General features: G+C 37.2%; 17 protein-coding genes. 10 read left to right on the top strand and 7 right to left on the bottom strand.

What is annotated here, in order from left to right; all coding sequences use genetic code 11:
- Window positions 1–789 precede the first annotated feature (789 nt).
- Window positions 790–1,476 (bottom strand): ATP-dependent Clp endopeptidase proteolytic subunit ClpP, encoded by a 687-nt coding sequence (clpP, locus tag AC3WV0_RS17675; RefSeq protein WP_089999356.1) that lies wholly within the window; start codon window positions 1,474–1,476, stop codon window positions 790–792.
- Between the two features lie 111 nt (window positions 1,477–1,587).
- The gene (dnaG, locus tag AC3WV0_RS17670) at window positions 1,588–3,567 is read right to left on the bottom strand and encodes a DNA primase (protein ID WP_488847413.1); all 1,980 of its coding nucleotides are present in this window, start codon (window positions 3,565–3,567) and stop codon (window positions 1,588–1,590) included.
- A gap of 124 nt (window positions 3,568–3,691) precedes the next feature.
- On the opposite strand from dnaG, the gene tsaE reads away from it, so the two are divergent.
- From tsaE to AC3WV0_RS17620, 10 genes are all read left to right on the top strand, one after another.
- The gene (gene tsaE, locus AC3WV0_RS17665; RefSeq protein WP_488847412.1) at window positions 3,692–4,099 is read left to right on the top strand and encodes a tRNA (adenosine(37)-N6)-threonylcarbamoyltransferase complex ATPase subunit type 1 TsaE; all 408 of its coding nucleotides are present in this window, start codon (window positions 3,692–3,694) and stop codon (window positions 4,097–4,099) included.
- Window positions 4,100–4,167: 68 nt separating this feature from the next.
- Entirely contained in the window at window positions 4,168–5,361 is a 1,194-nt protein-coding gene (locus tag AC3WV0_RS17660; protein WP_089999359.1) for an alanine dehydrogenase, read from the top strand.
- The gene (locus tag AC3WV0_RS17655; protein ID WP_488847411.1) at window positions 5,361–5,732 is read left to right on the top strand and encodes a hypothetical protein; all 372 of its coding nucleotides are present in this window, start codon (window positions 5,361–5,363) and stop codon (window positions 5,730–5,732) included. Before AC3WV0_RS17660 ends, AC3WV0_RS17655 begins: the two co-directional genes overlap by 1 nt.
- A gap of 14 nt (window positions 5,733–5,746) precedes the next feature.
- Window positions 5,747–6,517, top strand: a complete 771-nt coding sequence (locus tag AC3WV0_RS17650) for a histidine kinase (protein ID WP_488847410.1) — start codon at window positions 5,747–5,749, stop codon at window positions 6,515–6,517.
- The gene (locus AC3WV0_RS17645) at window positions 6,495–7,205 is read left to right on the top strand and encodes a LytR/AlgR family response regulator transcription factor (RefSeq protein ID WP_488847409.1); all 711 of its coding nucleotides are present in this window, start codon (window positions 6,495–6,497) and stop codon (window positions 7,203–7,205) included. The genes AC3WV0_RS17650 and AC3WV0_RS17645 overlap by 23 nt, the downstream gene beginning before the upstream one ends.
- Window positions 7,206–7,300: 95 nt before the next feature.
- Entirely contained in the window at window positions 7,301–9,580 is a 2,280-nt protein-coding gene (locus AC3WV0_RS17640) for a cation:proton antiporter (protein ID WP_488847408.1), read from the top strand.
- A gap of 272 nt (window positions 9,581–9,852) precedes the next feature.
- Window positions 9,853–10,698, top strand: coding sequence for a prephenate dehydrogenase (locus AC3WV0_RS17635; protein WP_488847407.1), 846 nt, complete (start codon window positions 9,853–9,855; stop codon window positions 10,696–10,698).
- A 351-nt stretch (window positions 10,699–11,049) separates the two neighbouring features.
- Entirely contained in the window at window positions 11,050–11,232 is a 183-nt protein-coding gene (locus tag AC3WV0_RS17630) for a hypothetical protein (RefSeq protein WP_488847405.1), read from the top strand.
- 142 nt (window positions 11,233–11,374) lie between these two features.
- On the top strand, window positions 11,375–13,024 hold the full coding sequence (locus tag AC3WV0_RS17625) for a serine hydrolase domain-containing protein (protein WP_488847403.1): 1,650 nt from the start codon (window positions 11,375–11,377) through the stop codon (window positions 13,022–13,024).
- A 180-nt stretch (window positions 13,025–13,204) separates the two neighbouring features.
- Window positions 13,205–13,552, top strand: coding sequence for a hypothetical protein (locus AC3WV0_RS17620; protein ID WP_488847402.1), 348 nt, complete (start codon window positions 13,205–13,207; stop codon window positions 13,550–13,552).
- A gap of 241 nt (window positions 13,553–13,793) precedes the next feature.
- Here the strand turns inward: AC3WV0_RS17620 and AC3WV0_RS17615 are convergent, their stop codons facing one another.
- The 5 genes from AC3WV0_RS17615 to AC3WV0_RS17595 form a co-directional block, all read right to left on the bottom strand.
- On the bottom strand, window positions 13,794–15,212 hold the full coding sequence (locus tag AC3WV0_RS17615; RefSeq protein ID WP_488847401.1) for an L-serine ammonia-lyase: 1,419 nt from the start codon (window positions 15,210–15,212) through the stop codon (window positions 13,794–13,796).
- A gap of 309 nt (window positions 15,213–15,521) precedes the next feature.
- On the bottom strand, window positions 15,522–16,865 hold the full coding sequence (locus AC3WV0_RS17610; RefSeq protein WP_488847399.1) for an ammonium transporter: 1,344 nt from the start codon (window positions 16,863–16,865) through the stop codon (window positions 15,522–15,524).
- A 108-nt stretch (window positions 16,866–16,973) separates the two neighbouring features.
- Entirely contained in the window at window positions 16,974–17,615 is a 642-nt protein-coding gene (locus AC3WV0_RS17605) for an alpha/beta hydrolase (RefSeq protein WP_488847398.1), read from the bottom strand.
- Window positions 17,616–17,696: 81 nt separating this feature from the next.
- Window positions 17,697–18,332: a YceI family protein gene (locus AC3WV0_RS17600; protein WP_089999369.1), complete on the bottom strand. Its 636-nt coding sequence runs from the start codon at window positions 18,330–18,332 to the stop codon at window positions 17,697–17,699.
- A gap of 78 nt (window positions 18,333–18,410) precedes the next feature.
- Window positions 18,411–18,977, bottom strand: coding sequence for a YceI family protein (locus AC3WV0_RS17595; protein WP_089999370.1), 567 nt, complete (start codon window positions 18,975–18,977; stop codon window positions 18,411–18,413).

Below are 18,977 nucleotides of genomic sequence, written 5' to 3'. Positions count from 1 at the left end.
AATTTCCTTTTGCGGGTGAAATCTCTGCTACTCATCTTGTATTCATTACAAATAGCAACACTGTGGATCTCCTCCTCCAATAATAATAAAATAGCTGAAACCGTTTTTTTGCATAATAAGCAGATGAGAGATTAAATCTCAAATATAGCAAAAGCATACCGTTAAAAATACTAACTTAATGACATTGGACTTTAGCCTGACATTTCAAATAAGAACCGACAAATAGGCTTTAGCCGAAACTTACAATGGATTTTAATCTAAGCTTGGGTTATTGATCCATTAAACGAGCTAAAGCTCATTTCTATTGATGTTACAAAACTTGTCTATCTGGACTTAGTATTTGTAATAAGGACGACCACCTAGCCCGGATTGGAGCGATTGTTTGAGCTCATTTTATTGATTTCGGCGCGGCAGCTTCGCTGTCGCGCCGAAATCAATAAAATAGCGAGTGCGGAAAGCCGGAAATTGCTCCTTAAAAAATATATAAATACAATTCGACGAAGTCAAAAAGCTTCAAATATAAATAAATACTGCTTTTCGATGTAATCAAATTGCTCCTTAAAAAATGTATAAAATACAATTCGACGAAGTCAAAAAGCTTCAAATACAAATAAATACTGCTTTTCGATGTAATCAAATTGCTCCTTAAAAAATGTATAAAATACAATTCGACGAAGTCAAAAAGCTTCAAATACAAATAAATACTGCTTTTCGATGTAATCAAATTGCTCCTGATAAAAATAAAAACCGCACCAAAACTGATGCGGTCTAATTCTCTAAGAAAATAATTTATTTCTTGTCTTTTGATCTCTGTAAAACTTCGTCTACCATTCCGAAACCTTTCGCTTCTTCAGAGGTCATCCAGTAATCTCTGTCTGATGCTTTTTCTACCCACTCGTACGTTTGTCCTGAATGCTCGGAGATGATTTCGTACAATTCTTTTTTAAGCTTTAACATCTCTCTCAAATTAATCTCCATATCGGAAGCTACCCCTTGCGCCCCTCCTGACGGCTGGTGAATCATCACTCTTGAATGTTTCAATGCAGAACGTTTTCCCTTTTCACCGGCAACAAGCAAAACAGCACCCATTGATGCGGCAATACCTGTACAGATAGTCGCTACATCAGGCTTAATGATTTGCATTGTATCATAAATTCCTAATCCTGCGTACACGCTTCCACCAGGTGAATTGATATAGATCTGAATATCTTTTGAAGGGTCTGCACTTTCTAAGAACAGAAGCTGAGCAGTTACGATATTGGCCACCTGATCATCGATGCCTGTTCCTAAAAAAATAATTCTGTCCATCATCAGACGTGAGAATACGTCCATCTGTGCAACATTCAATCTTCTTTCTTCCATGATGTATGGTGTAAGATTCGTAGGACCATACATTCCCATATACTGATCGGTAGCCAGACCGCTGTTTCCTAAATGCTTTACAGAGAAATCTCTGAATTCTTTTTTAATGTCCATATTTCTATTATGTATTATTAAATTTTACGAAGTTTAAATTACAACTTTTATTCCTAAAATATTATAGGACTTTTTGTCACAGATTTTTTTAAAACAGAAAATAATCAAACATTATCTGTCAGAATAAATCCCTGTAATTGCTGAATAGTTCAGAATTTTGGATAATTCTACCGATACCAGGGTAAGCATCTGGATCTTTTTAATTAATTCAAAATATTTGACCTCATCAGAATCTGCATAGTCTGCAAGCTCTTTTTTTGTCTGGAGGATCAAGTAATTGACATATCTGAATTTATGGATCAGGATATCCCCGGCCACCTGCTCAGGAATTTTGTCACCGTAATTTGGGGAAAAGATATTGCGGGTGGACCAGTCATTCAGTTCGCTGTAAATATTCATAGAATTAACGGCCGCTTTGCTGAGCTCTTCATCCATCAGTCCGAAAAAGAAATTTCCTTTTCTCAGCTCTTCTTTTTCGATACCTTCTTTGATGTAGTCTACAATTCTTTTGTTGAGTTCCACCTGAAATTCGTAACCATCTTCTTCAAAATGATGAAGAATTTCCTCAATGACGGTAATTTCATATTTCTGTTCGTCAGGTGTTGTTCGCTGCAAGACCACATCTCCATAATTCAGCATATGATTGATGAGATCATTCTCCAGTTTTGTGACGTTAAATATAATAGGATCGACATAATCTTTCGGCTCATCAACGATCTGAAGTTTTGCAGGATGTTGAGCTTCGGCTTTGATCTGTGTCTTTTGCGTCTGATTCTGGGTAATCTGCTTCTGAACATCCAGCTCATTGAAAAGACTTTGTTCTGATAATCCGAACTTATTCGAAACCTCTTTTAGGTAGACTTCCCTTTTTAAAGCATTCTGAACGAAAGATATCGATTTAACGATATCACGGATCGCTTCCGCTTTTTTGATAGGATCATTTCCGACCTCTTTCAGGAGAATCTCTGCCTTAAAGTCGATGAAATCCATGGCCTGGTTTTCAATGAACTTTTCGACATACTCCTGCGGATGTTTTCTGGCAAATGAATCAGGGTCGTCGCCATCGGGAAACAGTAGTACCCGGATGTTCATTCCTTCCGTCAGCAACATATCAATACTTCTGAAGCTGGCTTTTATCCCTGCATTATCACCGTCAAAAAGAATGGTGACATTTTCCGTAAGCCTTTTGATCAGCTTGATCTGCTCCGTAGTAAGCGATGTCCCGGAACTCGCAACAACATTTTCGATGCCCGACATATGAAGGGAGATCACATCCATATACCCTTCCACCAAAAGGCAGACGTTTTTTCTTGAAATTGCCTGCTTGCTTTGATTTAATCCATACAGAACGTTGGATTTGTGATAAATTTCCGTTTCCGGGGAATTGAGATATTTTGCCGTTTTTACGTTATTCTTTAGAATCCTTGCTCCGAAACCTAATACTCTTCCTGAAAAACTGTGAATAGGGAAAATTACCCTTTCCCTAAAACGGTCGACCCCGGAAGGTGTATTTTCCGGGAAAATGGAAAGTCCGGATTTTTCAAGAATTTCTTTATTGTAGCCTTTCTCCAGCGCATAGGCCGTAAACGCATTTTTCTGTTCAGGCGAATATCCGAGCTGGAACTTTTTAATGATATCATCTTTCAGTTCCCGTTCTTTGAAATAGGAAAGTCCGATGGATTTGCCTTCATCCGAATCCCAGAGAATTTCCTGGAAATAATTGTTGGCCACTTCATGGATCTTGTACAACAAATCCCTTTCGGTGTGTGCCTGTTTGGCCTCTTCGGAATATTCCCGCTGATCTTCCTCAATCTCAATTCCGTATTTTTTTGCGGCATGGCGAAGCGCTTCGGGATAGGTGAAGTTTTCAATTTCCATCAAAAAGGAAATCGCAGTCCCTCCTTTTCCTGTTGAGAAATCTTTCCAGATCTGCTTACTGGCAGACACCACAAAGCTTGGTGTTTTCTCATCATGAAACGGACTGAGTCCTTTATAATTAGACCCTGCCCTTTTCAGCTGCACATATTCGCCCACGATCTCTTCTACCCGGATCGTTGAGAATATTTTATCGATGGTCTGCTTGGAAATCATGATGTAAAAATAAGTATTTTAAGAACAATTCCTGCATCTGGAATGACAAGTATTATCAAGAATATTGCTAAAATTGTGATTACTAAATCACTTACATTATCTATTTTTGCACTAAAATCAAGGTATGCAGTTTACTATAAAAAGTATCGACGACTGGCAGGGTATTGTTGACAGAATAGTTCCCGAATTGAAACATAACATCCTCCTTTTAAAAGGAAATCTGGGAGCAGGTAAAACGACTTTTACCCAGTTTCTTATGAAAAAGCTTAATAGCACGGATGAGGTGAATTCTCCCACGTATTCTATTGTAAATGAATACAGCACACCACAGGGAAAGGTTTTTCATTTTGATCTGTACCGTTTAAAAAATATCGATGAAGTATATGATATCGGTATCGAAGAATATCTTGATAACGCTTTTTTATGCATTATTGAATGGCCTGAGGTGTATGAAGAAGAACTTCACGGACTTAAATTCCACGAAATGAGCATTATCAATACCGGTGAGCATAGAGAAATCTCATTCGAGTAAATATTATGTATCTTTGTTTTCGAAATTGAATGTAAATAACGATCTGTAAGAATTTAATTATTTAAAGGATGAGTACTACAAATATTTTTACTCCTTTTACCGAAGAGGAACTGATGCCAAAAGAAGAAAAGCTTGAGGTTATCAAAAAAGGAAAACAGTTCAGCATAGGAATTCCAAAAGAAACCTCTCTGAACGAAAGAAGAGCTTGTATCACGCCGGATGCTGTACAGGTTCTGGTAGAAAGTGGTCATGAAATCATTATAGAGGCCGGGGCAGGTCTTGGTTCTTTTTTTACAGACCTTCAGTACTCTGAGTCGGGAGCAAAGATTACCAACGATCCGAAAGAAGCATTCTCGCAGGACCTCATTCTGAAGGTTAATCCGCCAACAGAAGAGGAAATCGAATATATGCGTCCCAATACATATCTTGTATCTGCTCTACAGATCAATCTCCGGGATAAAAATTACTTCCTTAAACTGGCAGAAAAAAAAGTAAATGCCATCGCTTTTGAATTTATTGTTGATGAATATAAACAATTAGCTTTAGTAAGGCTTGTGGGCGAAATCGCAGGAACGGTTTCCATTCTTTATGCCTCAGAATTATTAGCTTTATCCAACGGCCTTATGCTGGGAGGAATCACAGGAGTAAGACCCGCAGAAGTTGTAATTCTCGGAGCCGGAATTGTAGGAGAATTCGCCACTAAAGCAGCTATTGGCCTTGGAGCGAGTGTAAGGGTTTTTGATAATTCACTCTCCAAACTGAGGAGACTTCATACGCTGGTAGACAGCAGGGTTCCAACTTCCATTATTGATCCTAAAGAGCTTAGGAAAGCATTACGAAGAGCCGATGTCGTAATCGGAGCCTTGCCAAGACTCAATATGACCCCGATCGTAACCGAAGATATGGTCATGAAAATGAAGAAAGGCAGTGTCATCATCGATATTACCATTGACAACGGAAAAGTGATTGAAACGTCTGAGCTTACCACGATGGAAGATCCTTACATCATTAAACATGGCGTGATCCATTGTGGACTTCCGAATTTAACTTCAAGAATGCCAAGAACAACAACCAAAGCCATTTCAAATTTCTTTCTTTCTTATATTTTACATTATGATGAAGAAGGTGGTTTTGAAAATATGCTGGTTCGCAAAAACGAAATGAAACAGAGTCTTTATATGTACAAAGGACGACACACTAAGAAAATCATCTGCGACCGTTTCGGGCTTACTTACCATGATATCAATCTTTTAATCTTCTAATGAAAAAACTCAAATTCTATATGATAGGTCTTATTCCGGGACTTATTATCGTATTTTTTATCTTAAACAAAAAAGGCGCTAGCTGCAGCGGATATCTTCCCAACAGCCGTGTCATCGCAGAAACATTATCGAAAGATTTTACTTATTCTGACCAGTTCAAAGCAGAGATGTCTGCATTGAATGTCAATGAAAAATTTCTAAAAGACAGTATTATCACCAAAGGAAAAATTGATTTTGACAAAAGTCACGCTCAGAAAAAACCTTGTCCGTATTATCTTTTAACCTATCCGGAAGAAAATCCTGCTTACGAAATTACATTTGAAAAATGTGAGGAAAAAGCAACAATGCTCTCTCTGAAAAAGCTGAAATAATACATTCTGGCAAAATGGAAGGCAATTACTACATGATTCATGATTATCTGATATTCATCGGGGTTTTTGCCATATTCTTTTTTCTCACGGTAAGCATCTACCTGTTCAGCCAGAACCGGAATTTTAAAACCAGAAATGCCAGGCTTTCGGAGGCAAATAAAATGATTGAGCAACGACTCAATGAAGTTCAGCTGGAGCATATCGGTACGAAACTCAATCCGCATTTATTCAAAAATATTTTAAATTCGGTACAGTCGCATGCTTACCAGACTTATATGTCGCTGGATAAACTGGCGAACGTTTTAGACTATATTTTATACGAAAGCAACAACAAATTCGTAAGTCCTAAAGAAGAATTAAATTTTGCATTAAGTCTTATCGAGATCAATAAAATAAAGGTCAATCCACTCTTTGATTTCAGGATTAAATCTAAAATTGATAAATCTGATCCCGTTTTTGAGGAGAAAGTTTTTGCTCCGCTCATTTCTGTTGATCTGATTGAAAATGCCTTTAAACATACAGATTTCCTTGCTGAAGACTCGTTTATTTCCATTCAGATGGAGCTGCAGCAGGGTATTTTTTCAATGAAAGTAAGCAATAAGGCATCTCTTAAAAATGTTCTTGAAAAAGAAAAAAGTGGTTTCGGAAGCCAGTCTCTGGATCAACGGCTGAAAATGATCTATAACAATTATTATTCCCTTCACAAAAGTTCAAAAAACGGTATTTTTACAGCGGAACTAACCATTAATCTCGGAGATTTTTATGATAAAATGCGTTATTCTTGACGATGAATTGCTTGCTATCAGCTACCTAAAACTTCTTTGCGAACAAATTGAAGGTGTAGAAGTGATAAAGGCATTCAATGATCCTAAAGTCTTTTTAAAAGAAATCGGAAACATCAACTGCAATGTCTGCATTCTTGATATTGAAATGCCGGGAATGAACGGTCTTCAGGTAGCCGAACTGATCTCAGATTCAAAGAAAATCATCTTTACAACGGCCTACAAAGAATACGCCGCTGAAGCATTCGACCTCAATGTGGTGGATTATGTCAGAAAACCGATTAAAAAAGAAAGGCTCATTCAGGCATTTGAAAAAGCAAAAGAGCTCGTACAAAACTCACAGAAAAAACCTTTTATCGAATGGAATACCAATATCGGGAAAACCGTCATTTTTACAGATCAGATCGCTTACATTAAAACTTCAGAAATAGACAGCCGTGATAAGGATATTATTCTCAACGACGGCACCAATATCGTTTTAAAGAACCTCAATTTCAAGAATCTTCTTGAAATGCTTCCTGACAAAGACTTTGCGCAGGTCAATAAAAAGGAAATCATTGCTCTTTCTTCCATTAAAGTTTTTTCCACCAACGAAATTATTACGACAATTCCTGCCGAATCTGACGGTTTTCTAAAGCTTCAGATCGGGGAAACTTATAGAAAGAGACTTTCTGACCTGTTCGGAAAATAAGTTTCGCTGCATTATTTATTGCTTTCATTACATTTAAAGAAGAATACGATTTGTCATAATGATATTCTTATCAACTTTGCATAAAATTCGGAATTATGAACTTTGGCAAATACAGAAATATTATTTTCTATATCAGCACTATTGCTGTCTTCTCCTTCCTGATGTATATTTTCATTATCGAAGGTCAGACTCTTGAAGCGGGAGAAAATATTGTTATCAAAACGAATAACAGCTCTACCTGGGATAATTTTTCAGAATCTTTCAAAACGAATTTACATCATCCGCTGGCATTATTACTTGCTCAAATTGTGACGATTATTCTTGTTGCAAGACTCTTTGGATGGATCTGTATTAAGATCAAGCAACCTTCCGTAATCGGTGAAATGATTGCCGGAATTGTATTGGGTCCGTCACTGTTAGGAATGTATTTTCCGGAATTCTCAGCATTTCTTTTTCCGAAAGAATCGTTGGGAAATTTACATTTTTTGAGCCAGATCGGACTTATCCTTTTCATGTATATTGTAGGAATGGAGCTGGATTTAAGCGTATTGAGAAAAAAAGCGCATGACGCTGTAGTCATCAGTCACGCCAGTATCATCATTCCTTTTGCGTTGGGAATAGGTTTATCGTACTTCATTTACAGGGAATTTGCTCCGGACGGTATTCAGTTTACCTCGTTTGCCTTATTCATTGCGATTGCGATGAGCATTACTGCATTTCCTGTACTGGCAAGAATTGTTCAGGAAAGAAATCTTCAGAAAACGAAACTTGGTACCGTTGTTATTACCTGTGCTGCAGCCGATGATATTACTGCGTGGTGTATCCTGGCAGCCGTAATTGCCATCGTAAAAGCAGGATCTTTTGCCAGTTCGATTTATGTGATCCTAATGGCAATAGGCTATGTATTTTTCATGATAAAGATCGTAAGGCCATTTTTAAAAAGAATCGGAGATCTCCAGGCAGGAAAAAATACGATCAACAAACCGATGGTCGCTATCTTTTTTTTAACGTTAATCCTTTCAGCATATACAACAGAAGTTATCGGTATTCATGCACTTTTCGGAGCTTTTATGGCTGGAGCGATTATGCCCGAAAATGCAAAATTCCGGACCCTGTTTATCGATAAGGTTGAAGATGTTGCGCTGGTACTTCTGCTTCCGTTATTCTTCGTATTTACCGGTCTTCGTACACAGATAGGGTTATTAAATGACCAGCATCTCTGGATCACGGCAGGATTTATTATCCTTACTGCTGTGGTAGGAAAGTTTGCAGGAAGCGCATTGACCGCTAAATTTTTAGGCATCAACTGGAAAGAAAGTCTGACTATCGGGGCATTGATGAACACGAGAGGATTAATGGAATTAATCGTTTTGAATATTGGCTATGATCTGGGAGTTTTAAGCCCGGAAATCTTTGCCATGATGGTGATTATGGCCTTATTCACTACTTTCATGACGGGTCCGGCACTCGATTTCATTAACTTTATTTTTAAATCTAAAAAACCAGAGGAAGAAAATAAAAACCATAATAATGCTCAGTACAGAGTTTTGCTTTCTTTTGATAATCCCGAGTCAGGAAGTACATTGCTGAAGCTCGCCAATGACTTTACCAAAAAGATGAATGCCAATAAAAGCATTACCGCAATGAATATTGCGCCAGTAAACGAAATGCACGCCTACGACATCAATGATTATGAAAATGAACAGTTCAGAAATGTGATCGACACTTCTCAGGAGCTGCAATTGAAAATCACGACTCTTTTCAAAGCCTCAACAGATATCGAAAGTGATCTTACGAATATTTCAAACAAAGGAAATTATGATCTCCTGCTCATTATGCTCGGAAAATCAATGTACGAAGGCAGTCTGCTCGGTAGGCTTTTAGGTTTTACCACCAAAATAATCAATCCTGAGAAACTTCTGAATACCGTAAAAGGAAAAGGAAACATATTCAACAACTCTCCTTTTGATGATTTTACCCTGCAGATTTTAGATAAAACCAATATTCCGGTCGGTGTTCTGGTGGATAAGAGCTTTACTTCTGCCGATAAAGTATTTGTTCCCATTTTTAATCTGAGCGACTTTTACCTTCTTGAATATGCTAAGAGACTGATCAATAATAACAATTCTCAAATCATTATTCTTGATGTGGCCGGACAGATCAGAAGCAACATTGAGATAAAAGAGCTCATCAGAAGCATCGAGCAGGTGGCACCCAATCACATCACTTTATATAATGAGAAGAAGATTGAGAAAGATTTTCTTACTTCCCAGGACCTTATGTTGATCAGCAGTAAAAGCTGGAAAAATCTGATTGACACTAAAAGTCTCTGGCTATCGGATATTCCTTCAACGCTGATCATCAGTAATCCGTAAAATGTGAATGGAGAATTTTAAAAGTCAATTAACTTCCTTGTCAATTAGCTTTGCAGTGAATAATTCATGTGAATTTAAGAATTGACCATTGACTTGCGAAGCAAAATTCACTATTCACTTTTTAAAAAAAATTTTCTATCTTCGCCCTGTGATTACAAACATCAGAACATATTATTACGGAATTTTTAGCTCAGATATGGGATAAGGATTTCGTTGTGCAAATACACATCACCTCGTCCTTGGGCGGGGTTTTTTATTTTAAAATTTAAAAGATGAAAATAAGTATTATAGGTGTCGGATTAATCGGTGGATCAATTGCTTTAAAACTGAAACAGAAAGGAATGGCCGATTTTATTTACGGAATAGACAACAGCACAGAACATCTGAATGAGGCTTTAAAGCTTAAGATCATTGATGCTAAGGTTGATCTTGAATACGGGATCAGAAATTCTGATCTCATTATTATTGCAATCCCGGTGGATGCGGCAAGAAAAATATTGCCTCAAGTGCTGGATCTCATCTCGGAAAATCAGACCGTAATGGATACCGGTTCTACCAAAGCAGGCATTGTATGCGCTGTAAAAGATCATCCGAAGAGGGAGCGATTTGTGGCATTTCACCCGATGTGGGGAACAGAAAACAGCGGTCCGCAGTCTGCTGTTGCAGAAAGCTTTTCGGGAAAAGCCGGGGTTATTTGCAATAAAGAAGAATCTGCACCAGAAGCTTTACAATTGGTAGAGCGCGTTGCTGAAAACCTGGATATGCATTTAATTTATATGAATGCACGCGATCATGATGTTCACACTGCCTATATTTCGCATATTTCACATATTACTTCGTATGCGCTGGCGAATACCGTTTTAGAAAAAGAACGTGAAGAGGAAACCATATTCCAGCTCGCGAGTTCGGGATTTTCAAGTACAGTACGACTGGCGAAATCACATCCGGAAATGTGGGTACCCATCTTCAGGCAAAACAAAGAGAATGTGCTTGATGTTTTAAATGAACATATTTCGCAATTAAGAAAATTCAAATCGGCTTTAGAGAAAGAAAATTATGATTACCTGGAAGAGCTGATCTCCAATGCCAACAAGATCAGGGGAATTCTGGATAAATAGAGAAAACTTGACTGGCCTGAGAGGCTGTTAAATTCTATAATTCTATTTTTAACATTAAGAAATTAAGATATTTTTTTGCCTAAAATAGTTATTGAGTAGAGTTTTATTGAGCAAAGTTTACATTTTCCTAAAGGTTAAGAATAAACTTCGTTTATTTGGGTGAAGTACATTAAGTAGAATTCTCTAAAAATTACTAATACATGAATACAGTAAAGCAGAATCCAAGGAAAGTCAGCCATTACCCTAAATAAGTGAGGTTTTTACATAAAAGAAGTAAACTGTTACCAAAATGAAGTAACCTGTTACCGTAGGGAAGTAGACCGATACTCAAAGGAAGTAAGCTGTTACCCAATGGAAGTAGAGTGTTACCATAGTGAAGTAGACTTTTACCGTAGCGAAGTAGACCGTTACCGTAGTGAAGTAGACCGATACTCAAAGGAAGTAAGCTGTTACCCAATGGAAGTAGAGCGTTACCATAGTGAAGTAGACTGTTACCGTAGCGAAGTAGACTGTTACCAGAAGGAAGTAAGATAATGCCCGTCAGCACCAAACCAGGCAGATCTGGAGAAAAGCAGGATGCACAGGACGCAATATCACCTAAGTAGGTAAAAAAATTTATCTTTACTAAATTCAAAGCAGGCGTGCTTTACTGCCAAATTTTAAATTATTATTGACTATGAAAAACAAACTTTTATTCCTTTTAACTTTCCTTATTGCTGTTTCTCATCATCTACTGGGCCAGAATATCGCAGGATCGTGGAAGGGAGAATTAAACTTACAGGGAAGTAAGCTTCCTCTTATTTTTAACATCAATCGCGAGAAAGAAGTTTACACGGCCACGATGGATAGTCCGCTACAGGCTGCTGAAGGGATTCCTGTGGATAAAATAACTTTTACTGACCATGAATTGATTTTAGAACTCTCCGCTATCGGCGCAGCTTACAAAGGAAAATTTGATAACGGAAAAATTTCCGGGCAATTTGTCCAGAGAGGGCAGATTTTTCCTTTGGTTATTGAGCCTTATGATAAAAAAAACAGCACAGCACTGAAGCCTGAAATTCTGAACCTGTCTGCGAACATAACCGAAAGCTTACAAAAAATTGAAAGCTTTATTTCTTACCTCGAAAAAAACAATGCAGAGGCCGGTGAAATTTCAATTTTTAAAGACGGAAAAGAAATTTACAAAAGAAATTTCGGCGAAACCAAGCTTCCCCAATCTCAGAAAGGAAAAGAAACTTTCCAGATCGGTTCTATCACTAAATCAATGACTGCCATAATGATCTTTAAATTGATTGAAAAAAATCAACTTGATCTTCATGACAAGCTTTCAAAATTTTATCCTAAAATTCCGAATGCCGACAAAATCACCATTTCTCAAATGCTGAGCCACACATCAGGACTTGGTGATTACGTTATGGGAAAAAATACAATGAAATGGCTTACAGAGAAAGTTTCAGAGGAACAGATCATGAATCATATTATTGAGCAGGGATCTTTGTTTGAGCCCGGAACAAAAACACAATATTCCAATTCCGGATATTATCTTCTGGCTAAAATTTTAGAAAAAATAAGTAAAAAATCGTATGCGGAAAACCTGAAAGAAAATATTGTTGCGCCATTACAGCTCAAAAATTTTTATACGGCCAGCCAGAAACCCACCAACGTCTTTCTTCCGTACAATTATGCCAACCGATGGGAGGCGGTGAAAGATTTCGACTTTAATAATGTGGTTGGCGTAGGAGATATTGCAACCACCCCAACCAATCTGAATATCATCATCAATAATTTATTTGCCGGGAAACTTGTTTCCCAGGAAAGCCTTTCTGAGATGATGCCACAGGATGATAAATTCGGACGAGGACTTGCTATTGTACCATTCAACACTAAGATTTTTGTGGGCCACAGCGGCGGAACGTACGGAACCAATTCACTGATGATCTACAACGGTGAAGATGATCTGTCAATTTCCTATTCATTAAATGCAGATCGTATAGGCGCCAATACTTTCGTTATTGATATCCTGAGTATTTTGTATAACAAACCATTTGAAATGCCGACTTTCAGTCCGGAAATCAGCGTTGCAGATTTGCAGAAATATGTTGGTGACTACACTTCGAAAGCGCATCCTCTTGGGCTTAAAATTTTTATAAAAAACAACGGATTATTTGCTCAGGGAACAGGCCAGCCCGAATTCCCCCTCGAATATGCGGGAGATCATCAGTTTAAATTTGATAATTACGGACTAAAGATCAGATTCTATCCCGAAAAAAATCAGATGGAACTGGAACAAAACGGCGGTACGTTTTTATTTGATAAGAAGAAATAATACAACAAATCCTTAGAATAAATTTCTAAGGATTTGTTTATTAAAATTATATTTTAAATAATACGACAAGTTTTTTTACGTGACCCCTTACCTATGAACAATGGGGCTCATATTCTATGAAAATAGAAGAATTTGAGAAAATATTTAAGGACAAGGCAGTAATTATTAAAATTTAAAGTGATGACAGAATCAGGAAAGATAAAATACAATACAAAAGAACAAAAACCTTTAAAAGGCTACCAGATTGTTAGGGTAAGAAATATAGTCAATGCCAGAGAAGTTTTAGATAATTTTAAAATTGCTGTATTAATATTCTTAAATAATAAAACTCTTCACTATGAAGATCCAAAATGGGAGAAGCTGCTTCCACAGGGAATTGTAAGCAAAATCAAGCAACTGAGTGATGATGACTATAAATATGATGAACTATTAGATGATATAGATATGACTTCTATAACTTTCAAGATATTAAAAATTGGGAATGGTATAGTTCTTTGGAAACAGAGAAAGGATTTGATATTATTGTAAAAGGCAAATTTAATGCTTGGCAATTCATTAGTTCATCCACTGTCAAAATGTTCCTTTAGAAGATATCAGGATTATAGACGCTGATAAACAAGAAATTTATGAACTGAAAACTATTAAAGATTATACGTCTTATAAAATTCTAAAGTAGTCCTACAGCACAGATAAATTCAATACATACATGAAAAATCCTTAGAAACTATATATTCTAAGGATTTTTATGATAACAATATTAATTACAAGCTTAACATTCTGCTACATTCACAGCAATCGCGAGCCCACCTTCGGAAGTTTCCTTAAACCGGTCATTCATCGAAAGTGCGGTTTCCCACATGGTCTGGATTACCTGATCCAGGCTTACTTTTGCTTTGGCGGGATCACTTTCCAGGGCAATATTTGCGGCGGTAATTGCTTTTATAGCACCCATCGTATTTCTTTCAATACACGGAATCTGTACCAAACCTTTGATCGGATCGCACGTCATTCCCAAATGATGCTCCATGGCAATTTCTGCCGCCATAAGCACTTGCCCCACACTTCCGCCGAGAATTTCCGTAAGGCCTGCAGCCGCCATTGCCGAGGAAACCCCAACTTCTGCCTGACAGCCTCCCATTGCTGCAGAAATGGTTGCATTTTTTTTAAATAAAGTCCCGATTTCTCCGGCCACTAATAAGAAACGGATGATATCATCATCGCTGGTAAAAGGAGTAAATGCCTGAGCATACATCAGCACTGCCGGAATTACACCGCTGGCCCCATTAGTCGGCGCTGTAATGATTCTTCCGAAGCTGGCATTCTCTTCATTTACAGCTAATGCAAAACAGGAAATCCATTTATTGATATTGGTGAAATTTTCCTCTGCATCAACAACCTGCTGAAACCACTCGTCTTTATTTTTATAGATCTTATCTCCTAGTAATTTTCTGTTGATTCCTGCGGCACGTCGCGAAACATTCAATCCACCCGGGAGCACACCTTCTTTATTCACACCTTTATAGATGCATTCTTTGATCTGTTGCCAGATATACAGTGCCTCCTGCTTTGTTTCTTCCTGGGGTCTCCAGCTTTCTTCATTCATCAAAATAAGATCCGAAATTTTGTCAAGCCCCAGCTTTTCGCAGTATTTCACAATGTCAGAAGATTTATGACAAGGATATAATGTACGGATGCAATGTTTTTCAATAGATTTTTTCTCCTGACTCATGATGAAACCACCACCCACAGAATAAAAATCCTGTACCAATTCGGTTCCGTCTTCAAAAATGGCTTTGAAAATCATTCCGTTCGGATGATAATCAAGAGATTTCTGCATATTTAAAATCAGGTGATATCCGTATACAAAAGGAATTTCTTTTTCACCCCCCAGGTTTATTGTTTGGGTACTTTTTATTCTTTCTATTTTTTCATCAATTTTTGTTGTATCAATGGTTTTAAAGTCTTCACCATTTAATCCAAGCATTCCTGCAATATCGGTTCCGTGTCCGATTCCTGTTTTGGCAAGAGAGCCAAAAAATTCGAGGAAGACTTCTTTCACCTCAGCAATTGATCTTTCCCTTTTTATAATCCTGATAAATGCTGAAGCCGCATTCCAGGGTCCCATTGTATGCGAACTGGACGGGCCAATTCCTACTTTAATAATTTCAAAAACCGATATTGATTCCATATAGAAATTCTTCCTTTTTTCCTGAGTACAAAGATACACGATAAATCCACACGCAAAAGCCGGAGTTGAAAAATCAGCCCCGGCTTTCTAATTAAAACTATATGAACACTAGTAGATATTTTTTATGTCAATCGTCAATGGTGAATTTGCTTCGCTTGTCAATTTAATTATGACTTAATAAATTCACTTTTGACAATTAACTTTTCACTCAATATATCAATGGTGAATGGTCAATTTACGGTGTAGTCATTTTTTAAATTTGGTTAAAAAAAATTCACTTTTGACAATCCACAATTCACCATTATCTTCTCAGCACAGCTTTTCTTCGTGTTGAGAAAGATCCAATCCCATCTCTTCAGATTCTTCTGAAACTCTTAAAGTAATAATACTGTTTGTTATTTTATATAAAATCAATGATCCGAAAAAGGTAAATACTGATACAAGAAGCAGAGCTGCCATATGATGGGCAAAGACTTCAAAACCACCATGAAGGAGACTTGCATTTTCACCATGAGCAAAAATAGCCGTGAGAATCATTCCCATAATTCCACCAACTCCATGACAGGCAAAAACATCCAGGGTATCATCAATCTTTTTCAATGCTTTCCAGTTGACCATCAGGTTTGATACAATCGCAGAAATAAATCCGATAAACAGACTTTCCGAAATGGAAACGAATCCACAACCGGGAGTAATAGCCACCAATCCTACAACAGCACCTATACAGGCTCCCATAGCAGATACTTTTCTTCTGTTGATTCTGTCAAAGAATATCCAGGTCATCATCGCTGAAGCAGAGGCGATTGTCGTCGTTCCAAAAGCAGTAGCAGCGGTGGCATTGGCACTAAGGGCCGAGCCCGCATTAAAGCCGAACCATCCGAACCAAAGCATCCCGGTTCCCAACAATACATAAGAGATATTGGATGGATCGTGATGAGGCTTTTTCCTGTTTCCTACTACCATAGCGCCTGCCAATGCAGCAAAACCCGCACTCATATGGACAACCGTTCCTCCTGCAAAGTCTTTTACTCCGAAATATTTATTTAAAAGTCCATCCGGATGCCACACCATATGACAAAGCGGTGTATAAATAAAGATGCTGAAAAGAACCATAAATAAGAGGTATGAGATGAAACGTACTCGTTCCGCAAATGATCCGGTGATCAAAGCAGGGGTAATCACGGCAAATTTCATCTGAAATAAAGCAAAAAGCACAAATGGAATGGTAGATGCCATGTATTTATGTGGCAATACTCCTACCCGATTAAAGAACGGGTAGCTTAGGGGATTTCCGATAATGCCATAATGTACGCCGTTTATAGTAAAGCCGATAGAATCACCAAAGGATAAAGAAAAGCCAATCACCACCCACAACATGGAAATAACTCCTAGTGCAATAAAGCTCTGCAGCATGGTGGAAATTACGTTTTTCTTTCCAACCATTCCACCGTAGAAAAATGACAGGCCGGGAGTCATCAATAACACCAAACCTGCAGCAGCTAAAATCCAGGCTACATCTGCACCTACAATTTTATCTTCACTAAGAAATTCTCCTGTATTGGGAAAGTCTGCCATCGGACTCCAAAATAATCCGCCAATGGCAACAAGTGTAATGATACTAAAGGAAACGATCCATTTTAAACCGACTGTCATAAATTTATATATTACCCCTGCAAAAGTAAGCATAAATTTTATAATTGGTATATAAAATTAATTTTAACCCCTAAAAATTTAACACTAAAATAATATTTATTGCTAATTTTATTCAAATACCCCTTTTAAAATACCGGATACTTCTTTAGATTTTGTTGCAGGAAATAAATGAGTGCCTCCTTTTATAATAAAATCCGGCTGGCAGTTTTTTATAGGGAACACAATATCTTTATCTCCCATGATCTGAATAACGTCCGGATTTTCATCAAATTTCCAATCTGATATTTTTTCGATAGACCATTTCAGATAATACGGATCTCTTACCTGGAAATACTGAAGAATTCGTGGATTTTTCGGATCGAAAAATTTCCTGAACATAGAATATATATTGGTTGTCTTCTCATTGAAAAATTTTACCGGCAGCAACTTAGGAATTCTGGTGATCTGTCCTGTTTTTATTAACCTTGATTTCTCTCGGTCAGACTTTATACTTCCCATGATTACAACTTTTTTTGCAGGCTTGAGCTTATGCATTTCCTGAACGATTATTCCTCCAAAAGAATATCCCAACAGATAAAAATGTTCTGAATCATCAATTTTTTCAGCCATTCTCTGTACATAATGCATAAATTCTTCATTCTGTTCAGGAATGATCCAATCTATAAAAACAACTTCATGATGCTCCGGAAATTTAATTTTTTCAAGCACTTTGAAATCTGCTCCAAGCCCGCTTACAACATATATTTTCATACTACTAAAATAAAAAAATAAGACAAAAAAATGAGCGGCTTCAAAAGAAATCGCTCATTTGTTTATTGACATACTGATGTCTTATTTTTTCTTCTTAACAGGAGTTCTGTTTTCGTTATCTAATTTCTCAGTGGAAAGCTTAAACTGAATATCCATTTCGTTTTTAATGAAATAATCTTTCAGAGAAGACTGATAAAATACTTTGAAATCTCTTCTGTTCAGTGAGAATTTAGCAGATTCTATAACTACCGTAAACTGAGTGATATACACGTTTGCAGGGAAAGTGATTGTTTTTCTTACTCCTTTGATTGTCACATCTCCATACACTGTAGAGTTATAATCGCTGTTTGCCAGAGGAATAATTTTCGTTAAATGAAATTTTGCCAACGGAAACTTTTTAACTTCAAAGAAATTGGTGCTTTTCAGGTCGTTGGTTAGTTTTACCATATCTTCATCCTGGCTTGATACATCACCTGCCATGATCGACTTCATATCAATCACGAATTCTCCGTCTACCAAAACTGTTTTGTCAAAAGTGAATTTTCCACTTTTCAGCTTTACCGTTCCGGAATGTGTTGTGGGAACTGTTTTCACTACTTTATATCCCCACCATCTGATCTCCGACGATGTTACTTTTACCACCTTATCTCCTTTCTTCTGCCCGAAAACAAATGACATGCTGACACACATCATAGCAAACAATAGTAATCTTTTCATTCTTTTTTATTTACAATTCAACAAAAATAAAAAAAAGTGTAGAACTTCTACACTTTTAACAATCTTTTTTTGATTAAATTATTTTGCTGTTACTTTTACCTGCAAATCCATATCATCTTTCACAAGAACGTCCTGCATGGTAGATTTGTAAGCAACATCGAATTTTTGTCTGTCGATAGAAAATTTATTTGACATTAAGCTTACTGTTCCGTTAGCATAAGTAATTTTTGCAGGGAAAGAAATTGCGTTGGTTTTTCCTTTTACCGTTAAGTTACCTGTTACTAAAGAATTGTACACTTTGTCATTGTTTTTCTTAACACCTGTGATTTTGAAAGTTGCCGTAGGGTATTTTTCAACCTCGAAGAAATCTCCGTTTTTAAGGTGTCCATTCAGTTTTTGCTGATATTCACCCGAAAGATCTGTAGCGTTGATAGAAGTCATATCTAAAACGAAAGTACCACCAACCAATTGGTTTCCTTTCATAATCATATCACCTGATTTCACCTTTACGGTCCCGTTGTGAGAACTTGCTTCAGATTTTGCAATCTTGTAACCCCACCACTGAACATCAGAGCTTACTACTTTTTTTGCCTGTCCGAATGCTAAACCACTAGCCAAAACTGCTAATAAGAATATTTTTTTCAT

The sequence above is a fragment of the Chryseobacterium sp. 27AL genome, from assembly GCF_057815395.1.
This window is presented reverse-complemented; position numbering and strand designations above follow the sequence as displayed.

Excerpts from the sequence above, each read along its gene's own strand:
- clpP (WP_089999356.1), bottom strand. The coding sequence starts at position 1,476 with ATGGACATTAAAAAAGAATTCAGAGATTTCTCTGTAAAGCATTTAGGA.
- dnaG (WP_488847413.1), bottom strand. The coding sequence starts at position 3,567 with ATGATTTCCAAGCAGACCATCGATAAAATATTCTCAACGATCCGGGTA.
- tsaE (WP_488847412.1), top strand. The coding sequence starts at position 3,692 with ATGCAGTTTACTATAAAAAGTATCGACGACTGGCAGGGTATTGTTGAC.
- AC3WV0_RS17660 (WP_089999359.1), top strand. The coding sequence starts at position 4,168 with ATGAGTACTACAAATATTTTTACTCCTTTTACCGAAGAGGAACTGATG.
- AC3WV0_RS17655 (WP_488847411.1), top strand. The coding sequence starts at position 5,361 with ATGAAAAAACTCAAATTCTATATGATAGGTCTTATTCCGGGACTTATT.
- AC3WV0_RS17650 (WP_488847410.1), top strand. The coding sequence starts at position 5,747 with ATGGAAGGCAATTACTACATGATTCATGATTATCTGATATTCATCGGG.
- AC3WV0_RS17645 (WP_488847409.1), top strand. The coding sequence starts at position 6,495 with ATGATAAAATGCGTTATTCTTGACGATGAATTGCTTGCTATCAGCTAC.
- AC3WV0_RS17640 (WP_488847408.1), top strand. The coding sequence starts at position 7,301 with ATGAACTTTGGCAAATACAGAAATATTATTTTCTATATCAGCACTATT.
- AC3WV0_RS17635 (WP_488847407.1), top strand. The coding sequence starts at position 9,853 with ATGAAAATAAGTATTATAGGTGTCGGATTAATCGGTGGATCAATTGCT.
- AC3WV0_RS17630 (WP_488847405.1), top strand. The coding sequence starts at position 11,050 with ATGGAAGTAGAGTGTTACCATAGTGAAGTAGACTTTTACCGTAGCGAA.
- AC3WV0_RS17625 (WP_488847403.1), top strand. The coding sequence starts at position 11,375 with ATGAAAAACAAACTTTTATTCCTTTTAACTTTCCTTATTGCTGTTTCT.
- AC3WV0_RS17620 (WP_488847402.1), top strand. The coding sequence starts at position 13,205 with ATGACAGAATCAGGAAAGATAAAATACAATACAAAAGAACAAAAACCT.
- AC3WV0_RS17615 (WP_488847401.1), bottom strand. The coding sequence starts at position 15,212 with ATGGAATCAATATCGGTTTTTGAAATTATTAAAGTAGGAATTGGCCCG.
- AC3WV0_RS17610 (WP_488847399.1), bottom strand. The coding sequence starts at position 16,865 with ATGACAGTCGGTTTAAAATGGATCGTTTCCTTTAGTATCATTACACTT.
- AC3WV0_RS17605 (WP_488847398.1), bottom strand. The coding sequence starts at position 17,615 with ATGAAAATATATGTTGTAAGCGGGCTTGGAGCAGATTTCAAAGTGCTT.
- AC3WV0_RS17600 (WP_089999369.1), bottom strand. The coding sequence starts at position 18,332 with ATGAAAAGATTACTATTGTTTGCTATGATGTGTGTCAGCATGTCATTT.
- AC3WV0_RS17595 (WP_089999370.1), bottom strand. The coding sequence starts at position 18,977 with ATGAAAAAAATATTCTTATTAGCAGTTTTGGCTAGTGGTTTAGCATTC.